19 protein-coding genes are annotated in these 19,967 nt (G+C 62.5%); 15 read left to right on the top strand and 4 right to left on the bottom strand.

The genetic code is table 11. The features are described 5' to 3' along the window. The first annotated feature begins 10 nt into the window (after positions 1-10). The 9 genes from QTJ18_RS15345 (at position 11) to ligA (ending at position 12,082) form a co-directional block, all read left to right on the top strand. A complete protein-coding gene (locus QTJ18_RS15345; RefSeq protein ID WP_252751057.1) occupies positions 11-253 on the top strand; it encodes a hypothetical protein in 243 nt (80 codons plus the stop codon). A 376-nt stretch (positions 254-629) separates the two neighbouring features. Further along, positions 630-1,556 (top strand): D-alanine--D-alanine ligase, encoded by a 927-nt coding sequence (locus QTJ18_RS15340; protein ID WP_252751056.1) that lies wholly within the window; start codon positions 630-632, stop codon positions 1,554-1,556. A 17-nt stretch (positions 1,557-1,573) separates the two neighbouring features. Beyond that, positions 1,574-2,488 (top strand): cell division protein FtsQ/DivIB, encoded by a 915-nt coding sequence (locus QTJ18_RS15335; RefSeq protein ID WP_252751349.1) that lies wholly within the window; start codon positions 1,574-1,576, stop codon positions 2,486-2,488. Continuing rightward, complete coding sequence (gene ftsA, locus QTJ18_RS15330) at positions 2,485-3,816, top strand: cell division protein FtsA (protein ID WP_252751055.1); 1,332 nt, start codon at positions 2,485-2,487, stop codon at positions 3,814-3,816. Before QTJ18_RS15335 ends, ftsA begins: the two co-directional genes overlap by 4 nt. Positions 3,817-3,902: 86 nt before the next feature. Then, positions 3,903-5,789: a cell division protein FtsZ gene (gene ftsZ, locus QTJ18_RS15325; RefSeq protein ID WP_252751054.1), complete on the top strand. Its 1,887-nt coding sequence runs from the start codon at positions 3,903-3,905 to the stop codon at positions 5,787-5,789. A 272-nt stretch (positions 5,790-6,061) separates the two neighbouring features. Next, entirely contained in the window at positions 6,062-7,015 is a 954-nt protein-coding gene (lpxC, locus tag QTJ18_RS15320; RefSeq protein WP_252751053.1) for a UDP-3-O-acyl-N-acetylglucosamine deacetylase, read from the top strand. 236 nt (positions 7,016-7,251) lie between these two features. Continuing rightward, entirely contained in the window at positions 7,252-8,094 is an 843-nt protein-coding gene (locus tag QTJ18_RS15315) for an outer membrane protein assembly factor BamD (RefSeq protein ID WP_252751348.1), read from the top strand. Positions 8,095-8,104: 10 nt separating this feature from the next. Further along, positions 8,105-9,778 (top strand): DNA repair protein RecN, encoded by a 1,674-nt coding sequence (recN, locus tag QTJ18_RS15310; RefSeq protein WP_252751052.1) that lies wholly within the window; start codon positions 8,105-8,107, stop codon positions 9,776-9,778. Between the two features lie 144 nt (positions 9,779-9,922). Then, on the top strand, positions 9,923-12,082 hold the full coding sequence (gene ligA, locus QTJ18_RS15305; protein WP_252751051.1) for an NAD-dependent DNA ligase LigA: 2,160 nt from the start codon (positions 9,923-9,925) through the stop codon (positions 12,080-12,082). Positions 12,083-12,289: 207 nt separating this feature from the next. Here ligA and QTJ18_RS15300 read toward each other — a convergent pair whose 3' ends face one another. After that, positions 12,290-12,823: a GNAT family N-acetyltransferase gene (locus QTJ18_RS15300; RefSeq protein WP_252751050.1), complete on the bottom strand. Its 534-nt coding sequence runs from the start codon at positions 12,821-12,823 to the stop codon at positions 12,290-12,292. 324 nt (positions 12,824-13,147) lie between these two features. Between QTJ18_RS15300 and QTJ18_RS15295 the strand changes: the two genes are divergently transcribed. The 3 genes from QTJ18_RS15295 (at position 13,148) to QTJ18_RS15285 (ending at position 14,605) form a co-directional block, all read left to right on the top strand. Beyond that, complete coding sequence (locus QTJ18_RS15295; RefSeq protein ID WP_252751049.1) at positions 13,148-13,393, top strand: DUF982 domain-containing protein; 246 nt, start codon at positions 13,148-13,150, stop codon at positions 13,391-13,393. A gap of 46 nt (positions 13,394-13,439) precedes the next feature. Further along, a complete protein-coding gene (locus tag QTJ18_RS15290; protein WP_252751048.1) occupies positions 13,440-14,030 on the top strand; it encodes a 3'-5' exonuclease in 591 nt (196 codons plus the stop codon). Positions 14,031-14,110: 80 nt separating this feature from the next. Next, positions 14,111-14,605 carry a CreA family protein gene (locus QTJ18_RS15285; protein ID WP_252751047.1) on the top strand — a complete coding sequence of 165 codons (495 nt, stop codon included), beginning with the start codon at positions 14,111-14,113 and terminating at the stop codon, positions 14,603-14,605. Between the two features lie 105 nt (positions 14,606-14,710). Here QTJ18_RS15285 and QTJ18_RS15280 read toward each other — a convergent pair whose 3' ends face one another. Continuing rightward, the gene (locus QTJ18_RS15280; protein WP_062554154.1) at positions 14,711-15,175 is read right to left on the bottom strand and encodes a chemotaxis protein CheW; all 465 of its coding nucleotides are present in this window, start codon (positions 15,173-15,175) and stop codon (positions 14,711-14,713) included. A 2-nt stretch (positions 15,176-15,177) separates the two neighbouring features. After that, positions 15,178-17,115, bottom strand: coding sequence for a methyl-accepting chemotaxis protein (locus tag QTJ18_RS15275; protein WP_252751046.1), 1,938 nt, complete (start codon positions 17,113-17,115; stop codon positions 15,178-15,180). Positions 17,116-17,332: 217 nt separating this feature from the next. Between QTJ18_RS15275 and QTJ18_RS15270 the strand changes: the two genes are divergently transcribed. From QTJ18_RS15270 to QTJ18_RS15260, 3 genes are all read left to right on the top strand, one after another. Then, positions 17,333-17,488 (top strand): hypothetical protein, encoded by a 156-nt coding sequence (locus tag QTJ18_RS15270; RefSeq protein WP_252751045.1) that lies wholly within the window; start codon positions 17,333-17,335, stop codon positions 17,486-17,488. Positions 17,489-17,603: 115 nt separating this feature from the next. Then, the gene (locus tag QTJ18_RS15265) at positions 17,604-18,203 is read left to right on the top strand and encodes an SCO family protein (RefSeq protein WP_252751044.1); all 600 of its coding nucleotides are present in this window, start codon (positions 17,604-17,606) and stop codon (positions 18,201-18,203) included. A 243-nt stretch (positions 18,204-18,446) separates the two neighbouring features. Further along, on the top strand, positions 18,447-19,349 hold the full coding sequence (locus QTJ18_RS15260; protein ID WP_252751043.1) for a 50S ribosomal protein L11 methyltransferase: 903 nt from the start codon (positions 18,447-18,449) through the stop codon (positions 19,347-19,349). Between the two features lie 260 nt (positions 19,350-19,609). On the opposite strand, the gene QTJ18_RS15255 is transcribed toward QTJ18_RS15260, so the two are convergent. After that, a complete protein-coding gene (locus QTJ18_RS15255) occupies positions 19,610-19,783 on the bottom strand; it encodes a hypothetical protein (protein ID WP_252751042.1) in 174 nt (57 codons plus the stop codon). Positions 19,784-19,967: the final 184 nt, after the last annotated feature.

Genomic DNA, 19,967 nt, shown 5'->3' with positions numbered 1-19,967 from the left:
GGGGCAGGGGATGAACTCGCGCAAGCAGGTTCTTGTCCGCAATGAGCGAGCAAAACTGAGTGCGGCGGCGATTGATCGGTTGTCGACGGCCTGCGTGGTGGTTGGTTTCATCACGCCGCTCGTTTCGCTATCGGGAACCACGACAATCCCGTTCTGGTCGCTGAGCCTGATATTTTCGACGGTGAATTGGCTTCTGGCAGCCCTCATCCTACATTTGATGGTGCGGTACGTGTTGAAGAGGCTTGAGCCATGAATGCTGTCGCTGTTTTCTATCTCTACGGATTGCCTGTGCTGATTGTCGTAGCGGTCGGTGCACTGATCGGTATTCAGGCATTGCGGGATCGCCACAGATCGAACCTGCATCCTGGCGAGTAAGATCTTTCAAGAGCCCTGATCGGCCCGCAGTCTCAATGACTTGGCGGGCCTTTTTTATGCTCTGAATCTGATTCAGCGTCCTCGTGCACTCCATCAAGCCGGGCCGCTATCACCCGCATCTCGCGCGAAATCCCCTTAAGGGGTTAACCAAAGTAAACGATTCATTAACCATGTTCGGGCTCTAATAAACCTGCGCGGGAATCAGTTTGGCGCAAGCGCGGTTTCGTACCGGGCGGGTATTCAAGGAGCGTTCGATGAGTGGCAAGCATGTGGCGGTATTGATGGGTGGGCTCTCGTCAGAGCGTCCGGTCAGCCTGTCGTCCGGCAAGGCCTGCGCCGAGGCGCTGGAGGCCGAAGGATTTCGCGTCACGCGCATCGATGTCGATCGCAATGTGGCGGCTGTCCTTTCGGATCTGCGCCCGGATGTCGCGTTCAACGCCCTGCACGGGCCTTTCGGCGAAGACGGCAGTATCCAGGGCATCCTGGAATATCTGGAAATTCCCTATACCCATTCCGGCGTTCTCGCCTCTGCTCTGGCCATGGACAAGGGCCGTGCCAAATCGGTTGCGGCCGCCGCCGATATTCCCGTCGCGCAGGGCCTGGTTCTGGATCGCCGCTCGATCGGCTCCAGCCATCCGATGGAGCCGCCTTACGTCGTCAAGCCGGTCAGCGAGGGATCGTCCTTCGGCGTCGTGATCGTGCGCGAGGGGCAATCGCATCCGCCGCAGGTGCTCGGCTCCTCCGACTGGCGCTATGGCGACCGCGTGATGGTGGAGCGCTACGTGGCCGGCCGCGAGCTCACCTGTGGCGTCATGGACGGGGAGGCGCTCGGCGTCACCGAAATCGTGCCGCTTTCGGCAAGCTTTTACGATTATGATGCAAAATATGCCGCCGGCGGCTCCAGGCATGTGATCCCGGCGGAAATTTCACCGAATATTTACCAAAAGATTCAAAGACTGGCCGTCAAGGCGCACCAAGCGATGGGGTGTCGCGGCGTCAGTCGGTCCGACTTCCGCTTCGATGAGTCCCAAGCCGGGGAAGGCGAACTGATCTGGCTGGAAATCAACACCCAGCCGGGCATGACGCCGACATCGCTGGTGCCTGAAATGGCTGCTCATGCAGGTCGTTCTTTTGGTGAACTCGTCCGCTGGATGGTGGAGGATGCTTCGTGTTCTCGCTAATTGGTCAAAGAAGCAGCCTGCATCGCGGGCATAAAGAAAATGCCGGCCGTGGCTTCGGCGGCGCGCCGGAGGATCGTGTCGTTCTTCCGCGGCCCCTGCGGCGCACTGCACGGTTCCTGGTCAGTCTGGCGACCGGCCGCGTTCATATTCCGGCCCATACCGGCACGGTCGGCGTCTTCGCGCTCTTCGCGATTGTCGGCTTCGGCGGCATGTCGATTGGCGGGCATACCGAGGAAGTGGCCCAGGCAACGACTTCGGCGGCCGGTTTCGCCATCGAGAAAGTGCGCGTCTCCGGCAATGCGCAGACTTCGGAAATCGAGATCCTGCAGCTCCTCGGTCTCGACGGGACCTCGTCGCTCGTCTCCCTGGATGTCGAGGCGGCGCGTCTCAAGCTGATCGAGCTGCCATGGGTCGAAAGCGCCGAGGTGCGCAAGGTCTATCCGGATACGATCGATGTGGCGCTGCGCGAGCGGCAGGCCTTCGCCATCTGGCAGCATGGCTCGGAACTGTCGCTGATCGAACGCGACGGCCAGGTGATCGCGCCTCTGCGGGACAATAAATTCGCCTCATTGCCGTTGTTCGTGGGCCGCGATGCGGAAAAGAATGCAACTGAATTTCTCGACGAAATGGCGAACTGGCCGGATATCCGCAACCGCGTGCAGGCCTTCGTCCGCGTGGCAAGCCGCCGCTGGGATCTCCATCTCGGCAATGGCGTCGTGATCATGCTGCCGGAAGACAATCTCGACCAGGCGCTGAAGCTCCTGACCGAGTTCGAAGCAAAGGAAGGCGTGCTGGAGCGTGATATTGCCTCCATCGATCTGCGCCTGCCCGATCGTACCGCCGTCAGGCTGACGCCGGATGCGGCCGAACGTCGGGCGCAGGCCGTGGCCGCGCGCGAAAAAGCACTCAAGAAGGCGGGGAGCCAGACATGACTCTGTTCGGTTCTTCCGGCTTCGGCCTGCCGCGGCTGAAACCGCTTCCGTCGAAGCGCGCCCATGTCGTCTCCGTGCTCGATATCGGCTCCAGCAAGATCGTCTGCATGATCGGCCGGCTGACGCCGCGCAAGGAAAGCCAGATCCTGCCCAACCGCACGCATAATGTCGAAATCATCGGCATCGGCCATCAGCGTTCGCGCGGCGTCAAGTCGGGCGTCGTGGCCGATCTCGATGCGGTCGAAAGCGTCGTGCGGCTGGCGGTGGATGCGGCGGAGCGCATGGCAGGGCTGACCATCGACAGCCTGATCGTCAACGTGTCCGCCGGTCGGCTGACCAGCGATGTCTATACCGCGACCATCGATCTGGGCGGACAGGAAGTCATGGCGTCCGACCTGCGCAAGGTGCTGTCCGCCGGCGCCCAGCAATCGCTGCGGCAGGATCGCGCGGTGCTGCATTCCCTGCCCACCGGCTACACGCTGGACGGCGAGCGCGGCATTCGCGATCCTTTGTCCATGTATGGCGACATGCTCGGCGTCGACATGCATGTCGTGACCGCGGAGCATGCGGCGCTGAAGAATATCGAGCTTTGCGTCAACCGCGCGCATCTTTCGGTCGAAGGCATGGTGGCGACGCCCTATGCGAGCGGCCTGGCTGCGCTCGTGGATGACGAGGTGGAGCTGGGCTGCGCCGCCATCGACATGGGCGGCGGGACGACAACCATTTCGGTCTTTGCCGAGGGTAAGCTGGTGCATACCGATGCGATCGGCATCGGCGGCCACCATGTGACGACGGATCTGGCGCGCGGGCTTTCGACCCGTATCGAGGATGCCGAACGCATGAAGGTCGTGCATGGCTCCGCCATTGCCACGGCCGCCGACGAGCGGGACCTGATTTCGGTTCCTCCCATCGGTGAAGACGACCGCGATCTTCCAACCCAGGTGCCGCGTGCGCTCGTAACGCGCATTGTCCGCGCCCGGCTGGAGGAAACACTGGAACTGATCCGTGACCGGATTCAGGCCTCGGGCTTCAGCCCGATCGTCGGCAAGCGCGTCGTCCTGACAGGCGGCGCCAGCCAGTTGACCGGCCTGCCGGAAACGGCGCGCCGCATCCTTGCCCGCAATGTCCGGATCGGCCGTCCCATGGGCGTTTCCGGCCTGCCCACAGCGGCCAAGGGACCCGCATTTTCCACCGCGGTCGGTCTGATGATCTACCCGCAGGTGGCCGACATGGAAACGCATGCCGGGCAGGGAGGGCTGATGGCCTCGCTCGGCAGCGGTAACGGCCGCATTGCCCGGATGGGTCAATGGCTGAAGGAAAGTTTCTGACACTTTAGCTTCGGGCAAGGGTGTCGGCTTAGGTTTAAGAATTGGCTTGCTTGGCGAGGCGGCCTGGAAAAGAAGGAACGGTTACCATGACCATCAACTTGCGAAAGCCAGACATTACCGAGTTGAAGCCTCGGATCACTGTCTTCGGCGTCGGCGGCGGCGGCGGGAACGCTGTCAACAACATGATCACCGCTGGCCTGGAAGGCGTCGATTTCGTCGTTGCCAATACCGATGCCCAGGCCCTGACGATGACCAAGGCAGAGCGCATCATTCAGATGGGCGTGCAGGTCACCGAGGGTCTCGGCGCCGGATCGCAGCCGGAAGTCGGCCGCGCGGCCGCCGAGGAGTGCCTCGATGAGATCATGGACCACCTGTCCAGCACCCATATGTGCTTCGTCACCGCCGGCATGGGCGGCGGCACCGGCACTGGCGCAGCACCTGTCGTGGCACAGGCCGCACGCAGCAAGGGCATCCTGACCGTCGGCGTGGTGACCAAGCCGTTCCACTTCGAAGGCGGCCGTCGCATGCGGCTTGCCGAACAGGGCATCCAGGAACTGCAGAAGTCGGTCGATACGCTGATCGTCATTCCGAACCAGAACCTGTTCCGCATTGCCAACGACAAGACGACCTTCGCCGATGCTTTCGCAATGGCCGACCAGGTCCTGTATTCCGGTGTTGCCTGCATCACCGATCTGATGGTCAAGGAAGGTCTGATCAACCTCGATTTCGCCGACGTGCGTTCGGTCATGCGCGAAATGGGCCGCGCCATGATGGGCACCGGCGAGGCGTCCGGCCAGGGCCGCGCCATGCAGGCGGCAGAGGCGGCTATCGCCAATCCGCTGCTTGACGAGACCTCGATGAAGGGCGCCCAGGGCCTGCTGATCTCCATCACCGGCGGTCGCGACCTCACCCTGTTCGAAGTGGATGAAGCGGCAACGCGTATTCGCGAAGAAGTCGATCCGGATGCCAACATCATCCTCGGCGCCACCTTCGACGAAGCGCTCGAAGGCGTCATCCGCGTCTCCGTCGTCGCCACCGGCATCGATCGCGCGCTTGCCGAAAACGATCTTCGGGCCGCTGAGATGCGCGCGGCGCAGAAGCCGATTATCCGTCCTTCCGCGGCCGTTGCTTCGGCTCCGGCCGCAGTTCAGCCTGCGATGATGCAGGCATCCAGGCCGGTCCAGGCCGATCCCGTCGCCGATACGATCCGTCAGGCGGAAGCCGCGATGGAACGCGAACTTTCCATTCCGGCACCGCAGGCCGCACCCGTTGCCGAGCCTGTCCAGCAGGCCGCACCGGCACCGCAGCCGGCCATGAGCCGTCCGGCTCCGGTCGAAGAGCAGTTCCGTCCGCAGAGCCGGCTGTTCCAGCCTTCCGCACCGGCCGTCCCGGCAGAACAGGCCATGCCGCGTCCGGTCATGACACCGGCGCCGCAGCCGATCCAGGCAAACTATGCCCAGCCAGCCGCACAGGCTTATGCGCCTCAGCCGGCGGCAAATTTCGCGCCCCAGGCACCGCAGCCAACGCCGATGGCGGCACCGGCTCCGATGGCGGCTCAGGTCATGCCCCGCGTCGCACCGGCGCCGGTCGAGCCTGCCGCACCGGTCATCCGCCATCAGGCGGAGCAGGTCCGCATGCCGCGCGTGGAAGATTTCCCGCCGGTGGTGAAGGCCGAAATGGAGAGCCGTGCACAGCCGGTCCAGACAGCGCACGAAGAGCGGGGCCCAATGGGCCTGCTGAAGCGAATCACCAATTCGCTCGGTCGCCGCGAGGACGAAGAATCGGTGGCATCCGACATGACGGCCGCACCGGCCGCCGCGTCGCAGCAGCGCCGCATGCTCTCGCCGGAAGCCAGCCTGTATGCGCCGCGGCGCGGCAATCTGGACGATCACGGTCGCCAAGTGCCGTCCGCCAGCCATCATGAGGACGACCAGCTGGAAATCCCGGCCTTCCTGCGTCGCCAGTCGACGTGACGGAACAGCCGATTCTTACACATCGGTAACATTGAAGACCCGGGTTCCAGGCCCGGGTTTTCGTTTATAATCATGGGGCTGCGGAGAAGTGTTAGAGTGATGACAATCGTCATCATCGTAACAATCGGAAAGAAACAGTGATTTGGTTTGGGACGGTCTCCGCCGTATGTACTCAAGGTAAGGAAAGCGGCTTTCATACCATCGCGGTTATCGGTCGCAGCAAAAATATCGGATCGGCCGTTGGGCCGGACGGCGAGACAAAGGCAAAAAGAATGACTGTCGGACTTCTGGGCTTCCAAACCACGATCGCAACACCGGTATCCCTGTCGGGGATCGGCGTGCATTCGGGCAGTCCGGTATCGATCACCTTCCAGCCCGCCGAAGCCGGTACCGGCATTGTCTTCAGCCGCTCCTTTGCCGATGGCTCGGTGGCCGAGTATCGCGCCGTCTCGTCCAATGTCGGCAATACCGATCTCTGCACCGTGCTCGGCACCTCGCTGTCGCGGTCGGTGGCCACCATCGAACATGTCATGGCGGCGCTCTACGCGCTTGGGCTCGACAATGTCGTGGTCGAGGTCGATGGTGCCGAAATGCCGATCATGGACGGCTCGTCCTTTCCTTTCATCGAGGCCATCGAACAGGCGGGCATCGTCAATCTGGGCGAGAAGCGCCGCTATATCCGTGTGCTGAAGCCGGTACGGATCGATTCGGGTTCGTCCTGGGCAGAGTTCCGGCCCTATGACGGCACGCGGTTCGAGGTGGAGATCGATTTCGATTCGCCGCTGATCGGGCGTCAGTCCTGGAAGGGCGATCTCACCGCGCAGGTCTTCCGCGATGAGCTGTCGCGGGCGCGTACCTTCGGCTTCATGCGCGATGTCGAACGGCTTTGGGCTGCCGGTTATGCGCTGGGTTCCTCGCTCGAAAACTCCGTCGTCATTTCCGATGACGATACGGTGGTGAATGTCGAGGGCCTGCGTTTCGTCGATGAATTCGTCCGTCACAAGACGCTGGATGCCGTCGGCGATCTGGCGATTGCCGGGGCGCAGTTCATTGGCTGCTACCGCTCCTATCGCGGCGGCCACAAGATGAATTCCCAGGCGCTGAAGGCGCTTCTGTCCGATCGCACCGCCTATGAGATCGTCGAGGCACCGGTGCGCAGCCAGCGCGTTCGGGCCCGCGAGTTCGTTCCGGTGAACGCGCCGGAACTGACTGCCTGGTTCGGTTGAAGCTTTACTCTCCAGTCCAACTCGGCCGTCTCCCTGAGGCGGCCTTTTCTTTTTGCGGATCAAGGCTGTCCCGCCATAAATTTGCGTCAAACCGCCATCATTGCGTTGCCGTGCCGCTTCCTTTATGGCTACAACGCCAATCCTGGCGGACGATCTAATGACGCGTGACGAGCGGGTACGTCGAACGGGAACTGTCGAACGGGAACTGTCGAATGACTGAGACGAAGTCTGTTGCAATGCGGAAAGCGGCGCGTATCGCGGTCGCATCCTTGCTTTTGGCCGGCACCGGCATGCTGGTTTCCGCCTGCCAGTCGGACCCGGACATCGACATCACCAAGCTCGGCCTGAATGCCGACCCGCCGGAGCAGCTCTACAATCAGGGCCTGGCCAACATGAAGGCCGGCAACATGGCCGAGGCCAGCCGGAAATTCGATGCGATCGACAAGCAGAACCCGTTCACCGAATGGGGCCGCAAGGCGCTTGTGATGAGCACCTATTCGAAATATCGCCTTGGCCGCAATGACGAGGCTGTGGCCACCGGCAATCGCTATCTGAAGCAATATCCGACATCCGATGACAGCGCCTATGTGCAGTATCTCGTCGGTCTTGCCTATTCCAAGCAGATTGCCGATGTGACGCAGGACCAGAAGGCGTCCCGCAACACGATCGACGCCATGCAGAAGGTCATCGATAACTATCCTAAGTCGGAATATGTCGAGGATGCGCAGGCCAAGATCCGTTTTGCCCGCGACCAGCTTGCCGGCAAGGAAATGCAGATCGGCCGCTATTATCTTGAGCGTAAGGAATATCTGGCCGGGATCTCGCGCTTCCGCACCGTGGTCGAGCAATATGGCACGACCAACCAGGTCGAAGAGGCGCTGGCACGCCTGACGGAAGCCTATTATGCCATGGGTGTGGTGGAAGAGGCGCAGACCGCCGCGGCCGTGCTGGGCCACAACTATCCAGACAGCCAGTGGTATGCCGATTCCTACAAACTCTTGAAGGGCGGCGGTCTCGAGCCGCGTGAGAACCGCGGATCGTGGATCTCGCGTGCCGGGGCCAAGCTGCTCGGCGCCTGATAGGAAGATCATGCTCATCCAGTTGTCGATCCGCGATATCGTTCTGATCGAGCGGCTGGACCTCTCCTTCGAAAGCGGGCTGTCGGTACTGACAGGCGAGACGGGGGCGGGCAAATCCATCCTGCTCGACAGTCTCTCGCTTGCACTGGGCGGGCGCGGCGATGGCGGGCTTGTCCGCCACGGGCTGGACAAAGGGCAGGTTACGGCCGTTTTCGATGTTCCAGCTTCCCATCCGGCGCGAGTGCTGCTGCGCGAGAACGGGCTGGATGATGACGGTGATCTGATCTTCCGACGCGTGCAATCCGCGGATGGCCGCACCAAAGCGTCGATCAATGATCAGCCGGTCAGCGTGCAGATGATGCGGCAGATCGGCCAGATGCTGGTGGAGATCCACGGCCAGCATGACGACCGTGCGCTGGTCGATATCAATGCCCACCGAACGCTTCTCGATGCCTTTACCGGGCTCACGGAAGAGGTCCAGCAGGTCGCAGCTCTCTTCCGCACCTGGCGGGATGCCGAGCGCGCCTTGAAGACCCACCGCGCCAAGGTGGAGGCTGCCGCCCGCGAGGCCGATTATCTGCGCGCTTCGGTGGAGGAGCTGGAAGGCTTGAGCCCGCGCGACGGCGAGGAAGACGAGCTGGCCGAAGATCGCGCCCGCATGCAGAAATCCGAGCGCATTGCCGGGGATATTGCCGAAGCCTGCGATTTCCTGAACGGCAATGCTTCGCCTGTGCCTCTGATCGCTTCGCTGGTGCGCCGGCTGGAGCGCAAGAGCCAGGAGGCGCCCGGTCTTCTCGAAGACACGGTGCAGCTGCTGGATGCCGCGCTCGACAATCTTTCCAATGCGCAGATGGAAGCCGAAGCGGCGCTGCGCCGGACGGAATTCGATCCGCGGGAGCTGGAGCGGGTCGAGGAGCGTCTGTTTGCGCTTCGCGCCGCCTCCCGCAAATATGCCGTGGCGGTTGCCGAGCTTCCCGCGCTGGCGGAAAAGATGGTGGCCGATCTTGCAGAGCTGGATGCGGGCGAGGAGCGGCTCGGGCAGCTGCAGCGCACCGCCGAAAATGCCAAGACAGCCTATGACGAGGCCGCGCGCGCCCTGTCGCAGAAGCGCCAGAACGGTGCGTCTGCTCTTGGTGATGCGGTCATGGCCGAATTGCCGGCGCTGAAGCTGGAGCGCGCCCGCTTCATGGTCAATGTGACGGCAGATCCCGAAACGGCAGCGGCCGAGGGAATCGATACCGTCGAATTCCACGTGCAGACCAATCCCGGCACCCGTCCGGGGCCGATCATGAAGGTGGCCTCCGGCGGCGAGCTGTCGCGTTTCCTCCTGGCGCTGAAAGTGGCGCTGGCCGATCGCGGCTCGGCGCCGACTCTTGTTTTCGACGAGATCGATACCGGCGTGGGCGGCGCGGTGGCGGATGCCATCGGCCAGCGGCTGAAACGCCTGTCGCGGACGGTGCAGGTGCTCTCGGTGACCCATGCGCCGCAGGTTGCTGCCCGTGCCGCGACGCATTTGCTGATCTCCAAGGGACCCGCCAGCGACGGATCCGACAAGATCGCGACCCGCGTCGCCACCATGTCCGCAGCGCATCGCGCCGAGGAGATCGCCCGCATGCTGTCCGGCGCATCCGTGACCGACGAAGCCCGCGCCGCGGCCGCCAGCCTGCTCTCTGGCCGAGATTGAGGCTTCGTGCGAGCGGGCATGCACCGGGGCGTTTCTTCCCTGTGTTCGGCTGATCTATTCGACCGCCTTTTCTCCAAATGTCCATTTTGCGGCGGATCGGTTTCGTTTACAGACGCATATCAGTCTGCGGATGGAGTATGACATATGGCCGATGATCGCAAAGCGGTGGACGCGCTGACCGAAAGCGAGGCACGGGACGAGCTCGCCTTTCTCGCGGCGGAGATCGCCCGCCATGACGTGCTCTACCATCAGGGCGACAAGCCGGAGATTTCGGACGCGGATTATGATGCGCTCAAGCGTCGCAATGATGAGATCGAGGCCCGCTTTCCAGCCCTCATCCGCGAAGACAGCCCTTCGCAGCGGGTCGGGGCAGCGCCGGCCGCCACTTTCTCGCCGGTCACCCATGCCCGTCCCATGCTGTCGCTGGACAATACCTTCTCCGATTCGGACGTGGCGGATTTCGTAAGCTCGGTCTATCGCTTCCTCGGCCGCCTGCCGGATAGCTCGATCGCGTTCACGGCCGAGCCGAAGATCGACGGTCTGTCGATGTCGATCCGGTACGAAAAGGGCAGGCTGGTCAGCGGGGCGACGCGCGGTGACGGCACCACCGGGGAAAATGTCACCGCCAATATTCTGACGATCGGGGAGATTCCGAACCGGCTTCCGGCCGGCGTGCCGGATGTGGTGGAGGTGCGCGGTGAGGTCTACATGGCCAAGAGCGACTTCCTGGCGCTCAACGCGCAAATGGAGGCCGAGGGCAAGCAGACCTATGTCAATCCGCGCAACACCGCGGCCGGCTCGCTGCGCCAGCTTGATCCCAAGGTCACGGCCAGCCGCAAGCTGCGCTTCTTCGCCTATGCCTGGGGCGAAATCTCCGACATGCCGGCCACGACGCAGATGGGCATGGTGGAAACCTTCGCGCGCTGGGGCTTCCCGGTCAATCCGTTGATGAAGCGGCTGTCTTCCACCGAAGAGATCCTCGCGCATTACCACGAGATCGGATTGCTGCGGCCGGATCTCGATTACGACATAGACGGCGTGGTCTACAAAGTGGACGAGCTTGCGCTGCAGGAGCGCCTGGGCTTTCGTTCCCGCTCACCGCGCTGGGCGACGGCGCACAAGTTTCCGGCCGAACAAGCCTTCACCACGGTCGAGCAGATCGATATCCAGGTGGGACGCACCGGCGCCCTGACGCCCGTCGCAAGGTTGACGCCGATTACCGTCGGCGGGGTGGTCGTCACCAATGCCACGCTTCATAACGAGGATTACATCAAGGGCATCGGCAATACGGGCGAGCGTATCCGGCCCGACGATCACGATATCCGGATCGGCGATACCGTGATCGTCCAGCGGGCCGGCGATGTCATTCCGCAGGTGCTGGATGTGGTGCTGGACAAGCGGCCGGCCGATGCCAAGCCCTATGCCTTTCCGAAGAAATGCCCGGTCTGCGGCAGTCACGCGGTGCGCGAACGCAATGAGAAGACCGGGAGGCTCGATTCGGTGACGCGCTGCACGGGCGGTTTCGTCTGTTCCGCGCAGGCCAAGGAACATCTGAAACATTTCGTCTCCCGCAACGCCTATGACATCGAAGGCCTCGGCGCCAAGCAGATCGACTTCTTCTTTGAGGCAGAGGACCCGGCGCTGCAGATCCGGACCGCCCCGGATATTTTCACGCTGAAGAAGCGCCAGGAGGCGTCGGCGCTTGCCAAGCTCGAAAACATCGAGGGCTTCGGCAAGGTCAGCGTCCGCAAGCTGTTCGAATCGATCGACAACCGGCGCAATATCGCGCTCAATCGCTTCATCTTTGCCCTCGGCATCCGGCATGTCGGCGAGACGACGGCAAAACTCCTGGCGCGCGCCTATGGCAGCTATGCGGTCTTCGAGACTGCGATGCAGCAGGCAGCCTCCTTCTCCGGCGATGCCTGGGAGGAGTTGAACGCCATTGAAGGTATCGGCGAGATCATGGCCCGCGCCATTGTCGAATTCTTCAAGGAGCCGCGCAATATCGAAGTAATCTCCCGGCTGCTGGAGGAGGTGACGCCGCAGGCGATGGAACAGGTCGTCGCCAGCGGCAGCCCGGTCGCCGGCAAGACCGTGGTCTTCACCGGGGCACTGGAGAAATTCACGCGCGACGAGGCAAAGGCGCGCGCCGAAAGCCTGGGCGCCAAGGTTTCCGGCTCGGTCTCGAAGAAGACCGATATCCTGGTGGCCGGCCCCGGCGCTGGTTCCAAGCTCGACAAGGCGCGCGAACTGGGCATCACCACTCTCGACGAGGATGAGTGGCTGGCCCTGATCGGCGGGTAGTAGGCAATAGGCAGTAGGCAATCGGCAGTAGGCAATCGGCAGTAGGCAGTGGGGAGTAGGCAGTCGGCAGTAGGCAGTCGGCAGTCGGCAGTCGGCAGTAGATCTCCTTCGCTCATCCGAGCCTGGAGGCCTGCAGGCCAGAGGGATTTTTTGCTGCGCTGCCGGCTTCCCCGCGTGCCGGGAGCGGAGCGACGACAGGCGGCGCATTCACGCCTTCAGCCGCGCCATCGTATAGGCATCGATGAACTCACCGTCCCGGAAGGCGAAGTGGCGAAGCGTGCCTTCCACCTCGAAGCCGAATTTCCGGTAGAGTGCGATGGCTGCAGGATTGTCGACATAGACGGTCATTTCCAGGCGCTTCAGATTGTACCAGCGGTCCGCTATTGCCACGATTTCCCCCAGCAAGGCCGAGCCGATGCCGCGCCCGCGAAAGGCATCATGCACGCCCATGCCGAAACTGCCGCTATGCGCCCGACGACTGCCATGGCGTGTCAGCCCGATATCGCCCACGAGCCGGTCTTCGAGAATGGCGACCAGCGCCGTCACCGTGGCGGGTTGGTTTTCGATGGCTTTGCGGATCTCCTCGGCGCTGTGATAGGGCGTGCGCAAAGTGCCGAAGCGATAGCCCGGAAGGTTGTGCAGGGCGGCGATCGCCTCTGCGTCGGAAGGCTGGCGTGCGCGGATCGTCAATCCGGCGGGCCATTTCGCGTCTCGGGTTATCGGTGAGGGGTCTTGCTGCATATCCTCTGTCCTTCAGCGGGGCCGAGGCAGAGCGGGGGGATCCCGACCCTGCCTTTCTCGGCAGGGTTCGTGGGGATCGATCAGATGAAGTCTTGCCGACCCTCTTGCCGACCCGCTTGCCGATCGTCCACGCGCCCTGCGGAGCGGGTGGTGGTCACGAGACGCGTGTGGAGTGCCGTTCTGATCATGGCGCCTATAAGGCCGAAAATCGACGGACCGGTCAAGAGCGGATGCTGGGCATCGTTCGTCTTGCATCTTGGCGCTCGCCTGCGCGCATGATTGCGGATATGACACGTAAAAGCGCAGAAGATGGAGACACGGGGCGTGAGCAAAGACTGGAACAAGGGCGTGACGCTTGCTCTCGAGGGTCCGGGCCAGTTCAGGACCATCGATACGGTGCAGGAAGCGTCCTGGGTGCTGATCGAGGACTGGCCGCTCGAGGACGGGCCGGAGCTCGACAAGGCACTCGTCGTGTTCGAGGCCGTGCTGAAGGGCAAGAAATCGCCGGAGGCGGCCCGGCTTGCCTTCATCGCGGCGGCCATCGAGGCCGGCATCGAGGTCAAGCCATGAGGCTTGCGGCGCCAGACGGTCCTTGCAACCGTCATGAGGAAGAAGCTTGAGAACCATTGCCATCGATTTTGAAACCGCCAATGAGCAAAGAGCCAGTGCCTGCTCCGTCGGCCTTGCCTGGATCGAGGATGGGCGGGTGGTGCGCGTCGAGGAGCGGTTGATCCGCCCGAAGGAGATGCGGTTCTCCTCCTTCAACATCGCCGTCCACGGCATCCGCCCCGAGCATGTCGAGGATGCCGGCGAGTTTCCCGAGGTCATGGATGAATTTGCCGAGGATTTCGCCGATGCGACGATGGTGGCTCATAACGCCGCCTTCGATTTCAGCGTCTGGCGCGCCTGCCTCGATCTCTATGCAACGACCTATCCGGCTGTATCCTATCTCTGCAGCGTCAAGATGGCGCGCACCGTCTGGCCGCATCTGCCGTCCCACCGGTTGAACGTCCTGGCGGCGCATCTCGGCCTCGTTTTCGCCCATCACAGGGCGGCGGAGGATGCCGCTCTCTGTGCGGAAGCGACGCTGGCCATGGCCAGGCAGCTGGGTGCGCGGCATGCCGCCGAGATTCCGGCGCGAATCGGCATGACGGTGGGCAAGCTCTATGCCGGCGGCTATACGCCCTGCACGCTGCGGCGCCGGTGAACGCCTCCACGCTGCGCTCTCATTGTAAAAGCGTGCGAACTGCTTATCTGCAAGGCACACGATCCGCCGAGGAGCCTCCCATGCGCCGCTTGATGTTGATGACCGCCGCCCTTCTGTCGCTCGTCCCCTTTAGCCTGCCCGCCGCCCATGCAGAGGAAGTGGGGAAAGTGGGTGTCGACTGGATGGGCAATGATATTGTCGTTGATGCCCTGACCGATCCGAAGGTCAAGGGTGTGACCTGCCACGTGACCTATTTCGATCGCGGCATGCTGGACCGGCTGAAGAACGGCAACTGGTTCGAGGACCCGTCCAACAATTCGATCGCCTGCCGCCAGACCGGTCCGATCGAGATCGGCGATATCGATCTTTCCAAGGAAGGCGAAGAAGTGTTCAAGCAGGGCATGTCGCTGATCTGGAAGCAGCTCGTCGTCAACCGGATCTATGACAAGCCCAACAATACGCTGATCTACCTGGTGCATTCGCGCCAGCTCGTCGATGGCTCCGCCAAGATGGCGATCTCCACCGTCCCGCTGTTCAACCAGTCGGTCAACTGGCTGAAGGGTGCGCCGAAATAGACGGATGCGGTGAGGTTCCAGACCGCGAACGCGCCATGACCCCGGTCGACAGGACCGGGGCCGGCGCTTCCAGCAGCGATAGCGTCAAGCGCTTCCGATCGGAACTCAGGCGGCCTGGGCCAGCTCGTCGGCGATCACCGTATCGAGGTTCAGGAAGCAGACCATGGTCTTCTCCAGGGCGACAATGCCGCGGCAGAAGGCGCGCTGTGCTTCCGGAATGATCTCCGGTGCCGGCTGCAGGTCTTCCGACTTGATCGTCATCATGTCCGAAACCTGCTCGACGAGAAGGCCGACCAGCTTTCCGGCAATATCGGTGACGATGATGGCGGCGCGCTCGGACGGTTCCGTCATCTTCATGCCTAGGCGGCAGGCCATGTCGATGACGGGAATGACGGCGCCGCGCAGGTTGATCAGCCCAAGCACGTAAGGCGGCGTATGCGGCATCGGCGTCACGGGCGCCCAGCCGCGGATTTCGCGGATGGCCATGATGTCGATGCAGAATTCCTGATCGCCCAGGTGGAAGGAGACGATTTCGAGATAGGCTCCGGACTGCTTGATGGCATTGCTCATGGTTAGAACTCTTCCCATTTTTCGCTGGTGGCCGACGCGGCGGAGGCCGCGGAAGCCGGGCTGCTGGACTGTACCGCGCCCGCCACCCGGGTAAGGAGCGTGCGGGCAGGAGAGGGTGTGCCGCCGGTTGCGCGGTCGGCCGATGTTGCGAGCCGCGGCGGATGGTGGCGATTGTGGAACTGACCCATCAGGCGGATGAGATTATCCGCGTCGCCGGCCAGGGTGTGGCTGGCGGCATTGGTCTGTTCCACCATGGCTGCATTCTGCTGCGTGGTCTGATCCATTTGCCCGATTGCGGTGTTGATTTCGTTAAGGCCGGTTGATTGTTCTCGCGCTGATGTGGCGATCATGCCGACATCATCGTTAATTTTCAGCACATCATCGCCGATGCGATGCAGGGCGTCACCGGTCGCCCTGACGAGGTCCACGCCTGTCTGCACCTCGGCGCTGGAGCGCGAGACAAGCGCCTTGATATCCTTTGCCGCGCCGGCGGCACGGCCGGCGAGCGCGCGGACCTCCTGGGCAACGACGGCAAAGCCCTTTCCGGCATCGCCGGCGCGTGCCGCCTCGACACCGGCATTCAGCGCCAGGAGATTGGTCTGGAAGGCGATCTCATCGATCACGTTGATGATCTTGCCGATCTCGCCGGTGGCATCTTCGATGCGTTCCATGGCGGCCATGGCATCTGCGACGACGGTGGTCGAGCGTTCGGCGAAATCCTTGGCATTGCTGACCAGCTGGCTCGCCGCCTCGGCGCGCTCGGTGGCGGTGCGCACGGTGCGGGTGATCTCTTCCAGCGCGGCGGAGGTCTCCTCCAGAGAGGCTGCCTGCTGCTCGGTACGCTGGGCAAGATCATCCGCTGCCGAGCGCATCTGCTGGGCATTGGCCTGAATGGAGGCGGAGGCCGAGTTGATCTCCTGCATCGTATGCTGAAGCTTTTCCGTGAGGCGGTTGAAATCCGCCCGCACGGGTTCCAGTTCCGCCGGGAACGGGGTGGCAAGAACGGCGCCGAGATCGCCATCCGAAAGCTTTGTCAGCGCCCGCGCCAGATCCCGGGTGGCCAGGCGCAGCCGCTCTGCCGCCTGCCTCTCCTGATCGCTGCGCTGCCGGCTCTCCTCTTCCACCGCAGCGCGGTCATGCGCCGTCTTATGTTCGAGCGCCAGCCGCTCCAGGCTGGAGACGCGCAACGCTTCCGCCGCCCGGGCCATATCGGAAATCTCGTCTTTTCCCTGCGTTCCCTGAACGGCTTCGGCGCAATCGCCGGCGGCGATGCGTTGCAGATCGGCGCGGATGGTCGCGATCTTGCGGCGAATGGCGGCGCCCTGCCAATATTGAAGCGCGCCGACCAGGGACAGCGTTGCGACGCCCAGCGCGACCTGCAGCAGCACCGACCGCGCCAGGGCATTGTTTGTGCTTTTTATTGACGCTTCATGGGCGGCGGAGCCAAGGCGCGTCAATTCTTCCAGTCGCGCGCTGATCAGCTCGCCGCCGGTATCGATCCTGTCGTCGATGGCATGGAATTCCGCCTCCGAGGCCTGCGTCTCGACCAGGCGCGGCAGATCGACGGTAATGGCGGCGATCGAGCGCGCCAGATCCTGGTCGAGGCCGCGCGTCAGATCCGGTCTGTCGACCAGCGCGGCAAGCCGGTCCATTCGGCCGGCATTGGTCTTGAGAACGGTGCTGGTTGTCGAAAGCACGTCCTTTCGCTCGGCGCTGATGCTGTGCGCCTGCCTGTCGACAATGAAGTCCATGGCCGTCAGGGTGAGATCGAGATTGGCGGTCTTCAGTGCATTGGCCGTCTCCAGAAGTCCGGAGATCTCGGTGACGCGATCCAGATCCCGTCCCACATTGGCCTGAGAGACCCATCCGACCCCGGCAATCGCGCCGATGCCGACAAAGGCCGATATGCCGATGGTCATGAGTCTTTGACCGATCGACATCGCTTGCAATCCGCCGCCGCTGTTCATTTTTCTGTCGTGTTCCCGTTGAGCCAAAGGATCATGCCGCATTCGCAGCGATCTGACGCATCAACAACGGCATCATGCCTGGCGGATCGCTTATTGCCGAAAACTCTGGCAAACAGGTCTTAAACTTTCGCTAATCCTATTATACTGATTTTTGCATAGATAATCTTGGTTTTTTCCTTATAATGGCGGCATGCGTCAGATCGCCGAAGGTTCGAATCGTCTCTTGTGGTGTGCTGTGATCCTGCTGATCACGGCCCTTCTGGCTCTGGCCATGTTCGGCTGGATCATCCACGGGCCGAACATCTATCTCGCAATGGCCGAGAGCCTGGCTGCCTGGTGCATGTAGCGGCCGGGTGAGACAAATATGCGCGCCTTTGCTGCGGCTGCCCATTTTGCATTGCGACCAACCCGGTCAAGGCGTATCCGTGCGGTGAACGTCATCGATGGGAAGGTGCAGCATCATGAAGACAGTGCGGATCATTCTATGGGCGGCCGTTGTCGTGATGGCGGGTCTCCTGGGCTGGCTGACGCTGGAAATGACGCGCTCTTCGCAAACCATCACGGAAGCGCCTTTCGGTGTGCCGTTCAAGCTGGTGGCGCAGGATGGCAAGCCGATTACCGAAGCGGCTTTTCGCGACAAGCCGACGGCCGTCTTTTTCGGATTCAGCCATTGTCCGGAAGTGTGCCCGACCACCTTGTTCGAATTGAACGGCTGGCTGCACAAGGTTGACCCGGATGGGACGAAGCTGAACGCCTATTTCGTGACGGTTGATCCCGAACGCGATCCGCCGGATGTGCTGCAGCGTTACGTCTCCAATGTCACCGATCGCGTCATCGGCATTTCCGGACCTCCCGAAGAGGTTGCCGAAATGGTGAAGGGCTTCCGCGTCTATGCCCGCAAGGTGCCGGTGGATGAAAAGGTGCCGAATGGCGATTACACCATGGATCACACGGCGTCGGTCTTCCTGTTGAAGGATGGCGGCCGATTTGCCGGAACCATCGCCTATGGCGAGGCTCCCGCGACGGCGGAGAAGAAGCTCGAGAACCTGATCAAGGGCTGAGGCTGCTGCGGCGACGCCCGGCTCCCGGCTCCCGGCTCCTGGCCGAAGTCTCCCTCCAGTCTTTCCGGGCGACCGTAACAGCCAACTCGCGAAAGGGCAGGCGCCGCCGGCGCACAGGCAACAACCGCCTGCGCAAAGCCCGGCCGTTCGGGCCGCTTCTGCTTGAACCGCGAACCGCATCTGTGGCATGGCAGGGAGATAATCCAGCGCGGTTGCAGGACCCTAACCGGAAAGAGCAGAATTGTGAGCGAAGTGCGTCTCTACGTCACCGTCACCGAGCGGCAGGCGGAAGATATTCTGGATCGCCTCTCACTCGCCTTTGGCGAGGAGGATTATGCGATCGGCACCACCGAAGTGGATGAGAAGGCGGATCGCTGGGAAGCGTCCGTCTACATGCTCTTCGATGAGGAGGATGAGGTTCTCCAGCGCTTTTCCCAAGCCATTCACGACGCTTATCCGGATCTGACCATCGAGCGCGAGGCGCTGCCGGAGATCGACTGGATTGCCAAGTCGCTCGAAGGCCTGAAGCCTGTCCGGGCCGGCCAGTTCCTGGTGCATGGTTCGCATGATCGCGACAAGGCCCGCACGGGCGACATCGCCATCGAGATCGATGCCGGACAAGCCTTCGGCACGGGCCATCACGGAACGACGGCCGGCTGCCTCGAAATGATCGAACAGGTCATGCGAGCCCATCCGCCACGCAATGCGCTGGATCTGGGGACGGGAAGCGGCGTTCTGGCCATAGCGGTTGCCAAGCTCAAGAAGATCCCGGTCTTGGCGACCGATATCGATCCGGTGGCAGTCAAGGTTGCGGCGGCCAATGCACGGCTGAACGGAATTCTGGAGGGGAAACCGCAGGGCATTGCCCTGGAAACGGCGCCGGGCTTCCATTCCGAGAGCTTTCGCCGGCATGGCCCCTTCGATCTGATCATCGCCAATATTCTGGCACGGCCGCTGATCAAGATGGCGCCGCAACTCGCCGGCCATCTTTCGCCTTCCGGTGATGTCATCCTGTCGGGGATCCTGGCGGCGCAGCGGTGGAAGGTGATCGCGGCCTATTCCGGCGCCGGCCTTGCCCATGTGCGCACGCTCTGGCGCAATGGCTGGGTGACGATCCACCTGCGGCGGGAACGGCGCTCCACCTAAGGCCTTACCCGAGTTTTTGCAGTGCAGCAGTGTCTCGCACGCATAGCTTAAGCGTCACTGGCGCCTGAAAACGCGAAAGGGCGGCATCCGAAGATGCCGCCCCTGGATGCTGCCGGAGGCAGATCCAGCCCGCGAACCCTGGAGAGGAGGACAGGCTCGAGCGGGGGTATGCGTGTTCTGTTCGGGCAAAGGCGCTTGGGAGGAGGATCAGCCTTTGCCGTCGGGGTCAGAACACGGTTGATTTCCAAGCCCCGAGGGGATCAGAATACGTAGCGACGTGCGCCCTTGCGAGCCAATTCGGCGCGGTTGGTGCCAAGGGCTTCGAGGCTTTCGTCGTCGAGATAGAGGAGGGCGCCGTTCACATAACGGTGGGCCTGACGTTCCCGAGCGGCCACGACCCGGTCGAATGCAGTGCGGAAGAACGAGTTTGCCATGTCAGCAATCCTTGATTGGGTCTTAGGTTCAACGTGTGTCTGGTCTTGCGTCTTGTTTGTATAAGAGTGCAGACTTGCATGTCTGGTGGCGGGCTCTGTGCTCGCCGATGACCAGAATATATGGAACGATGATCGCTTTAGTCAGGGGACTTGCATCAAGGGTGTTATGCGGCCTACGCATGGC

It is taken from the genome of Rhizobium sp. SSA_523 (assembly GCF_030435705.1).
Taxonomy (GTDB): domain Bacteria; phylum Pseudomonadota; class Alphaproteobacteria; order Rhizobiales; family Rhizobiaceae; genus Neorhizobium.
The sequence above is the reverse complement of the archived record's forward strand: the minus strand, read 5'-3'. Positions and strand labels throughout refer to the sequence as shown.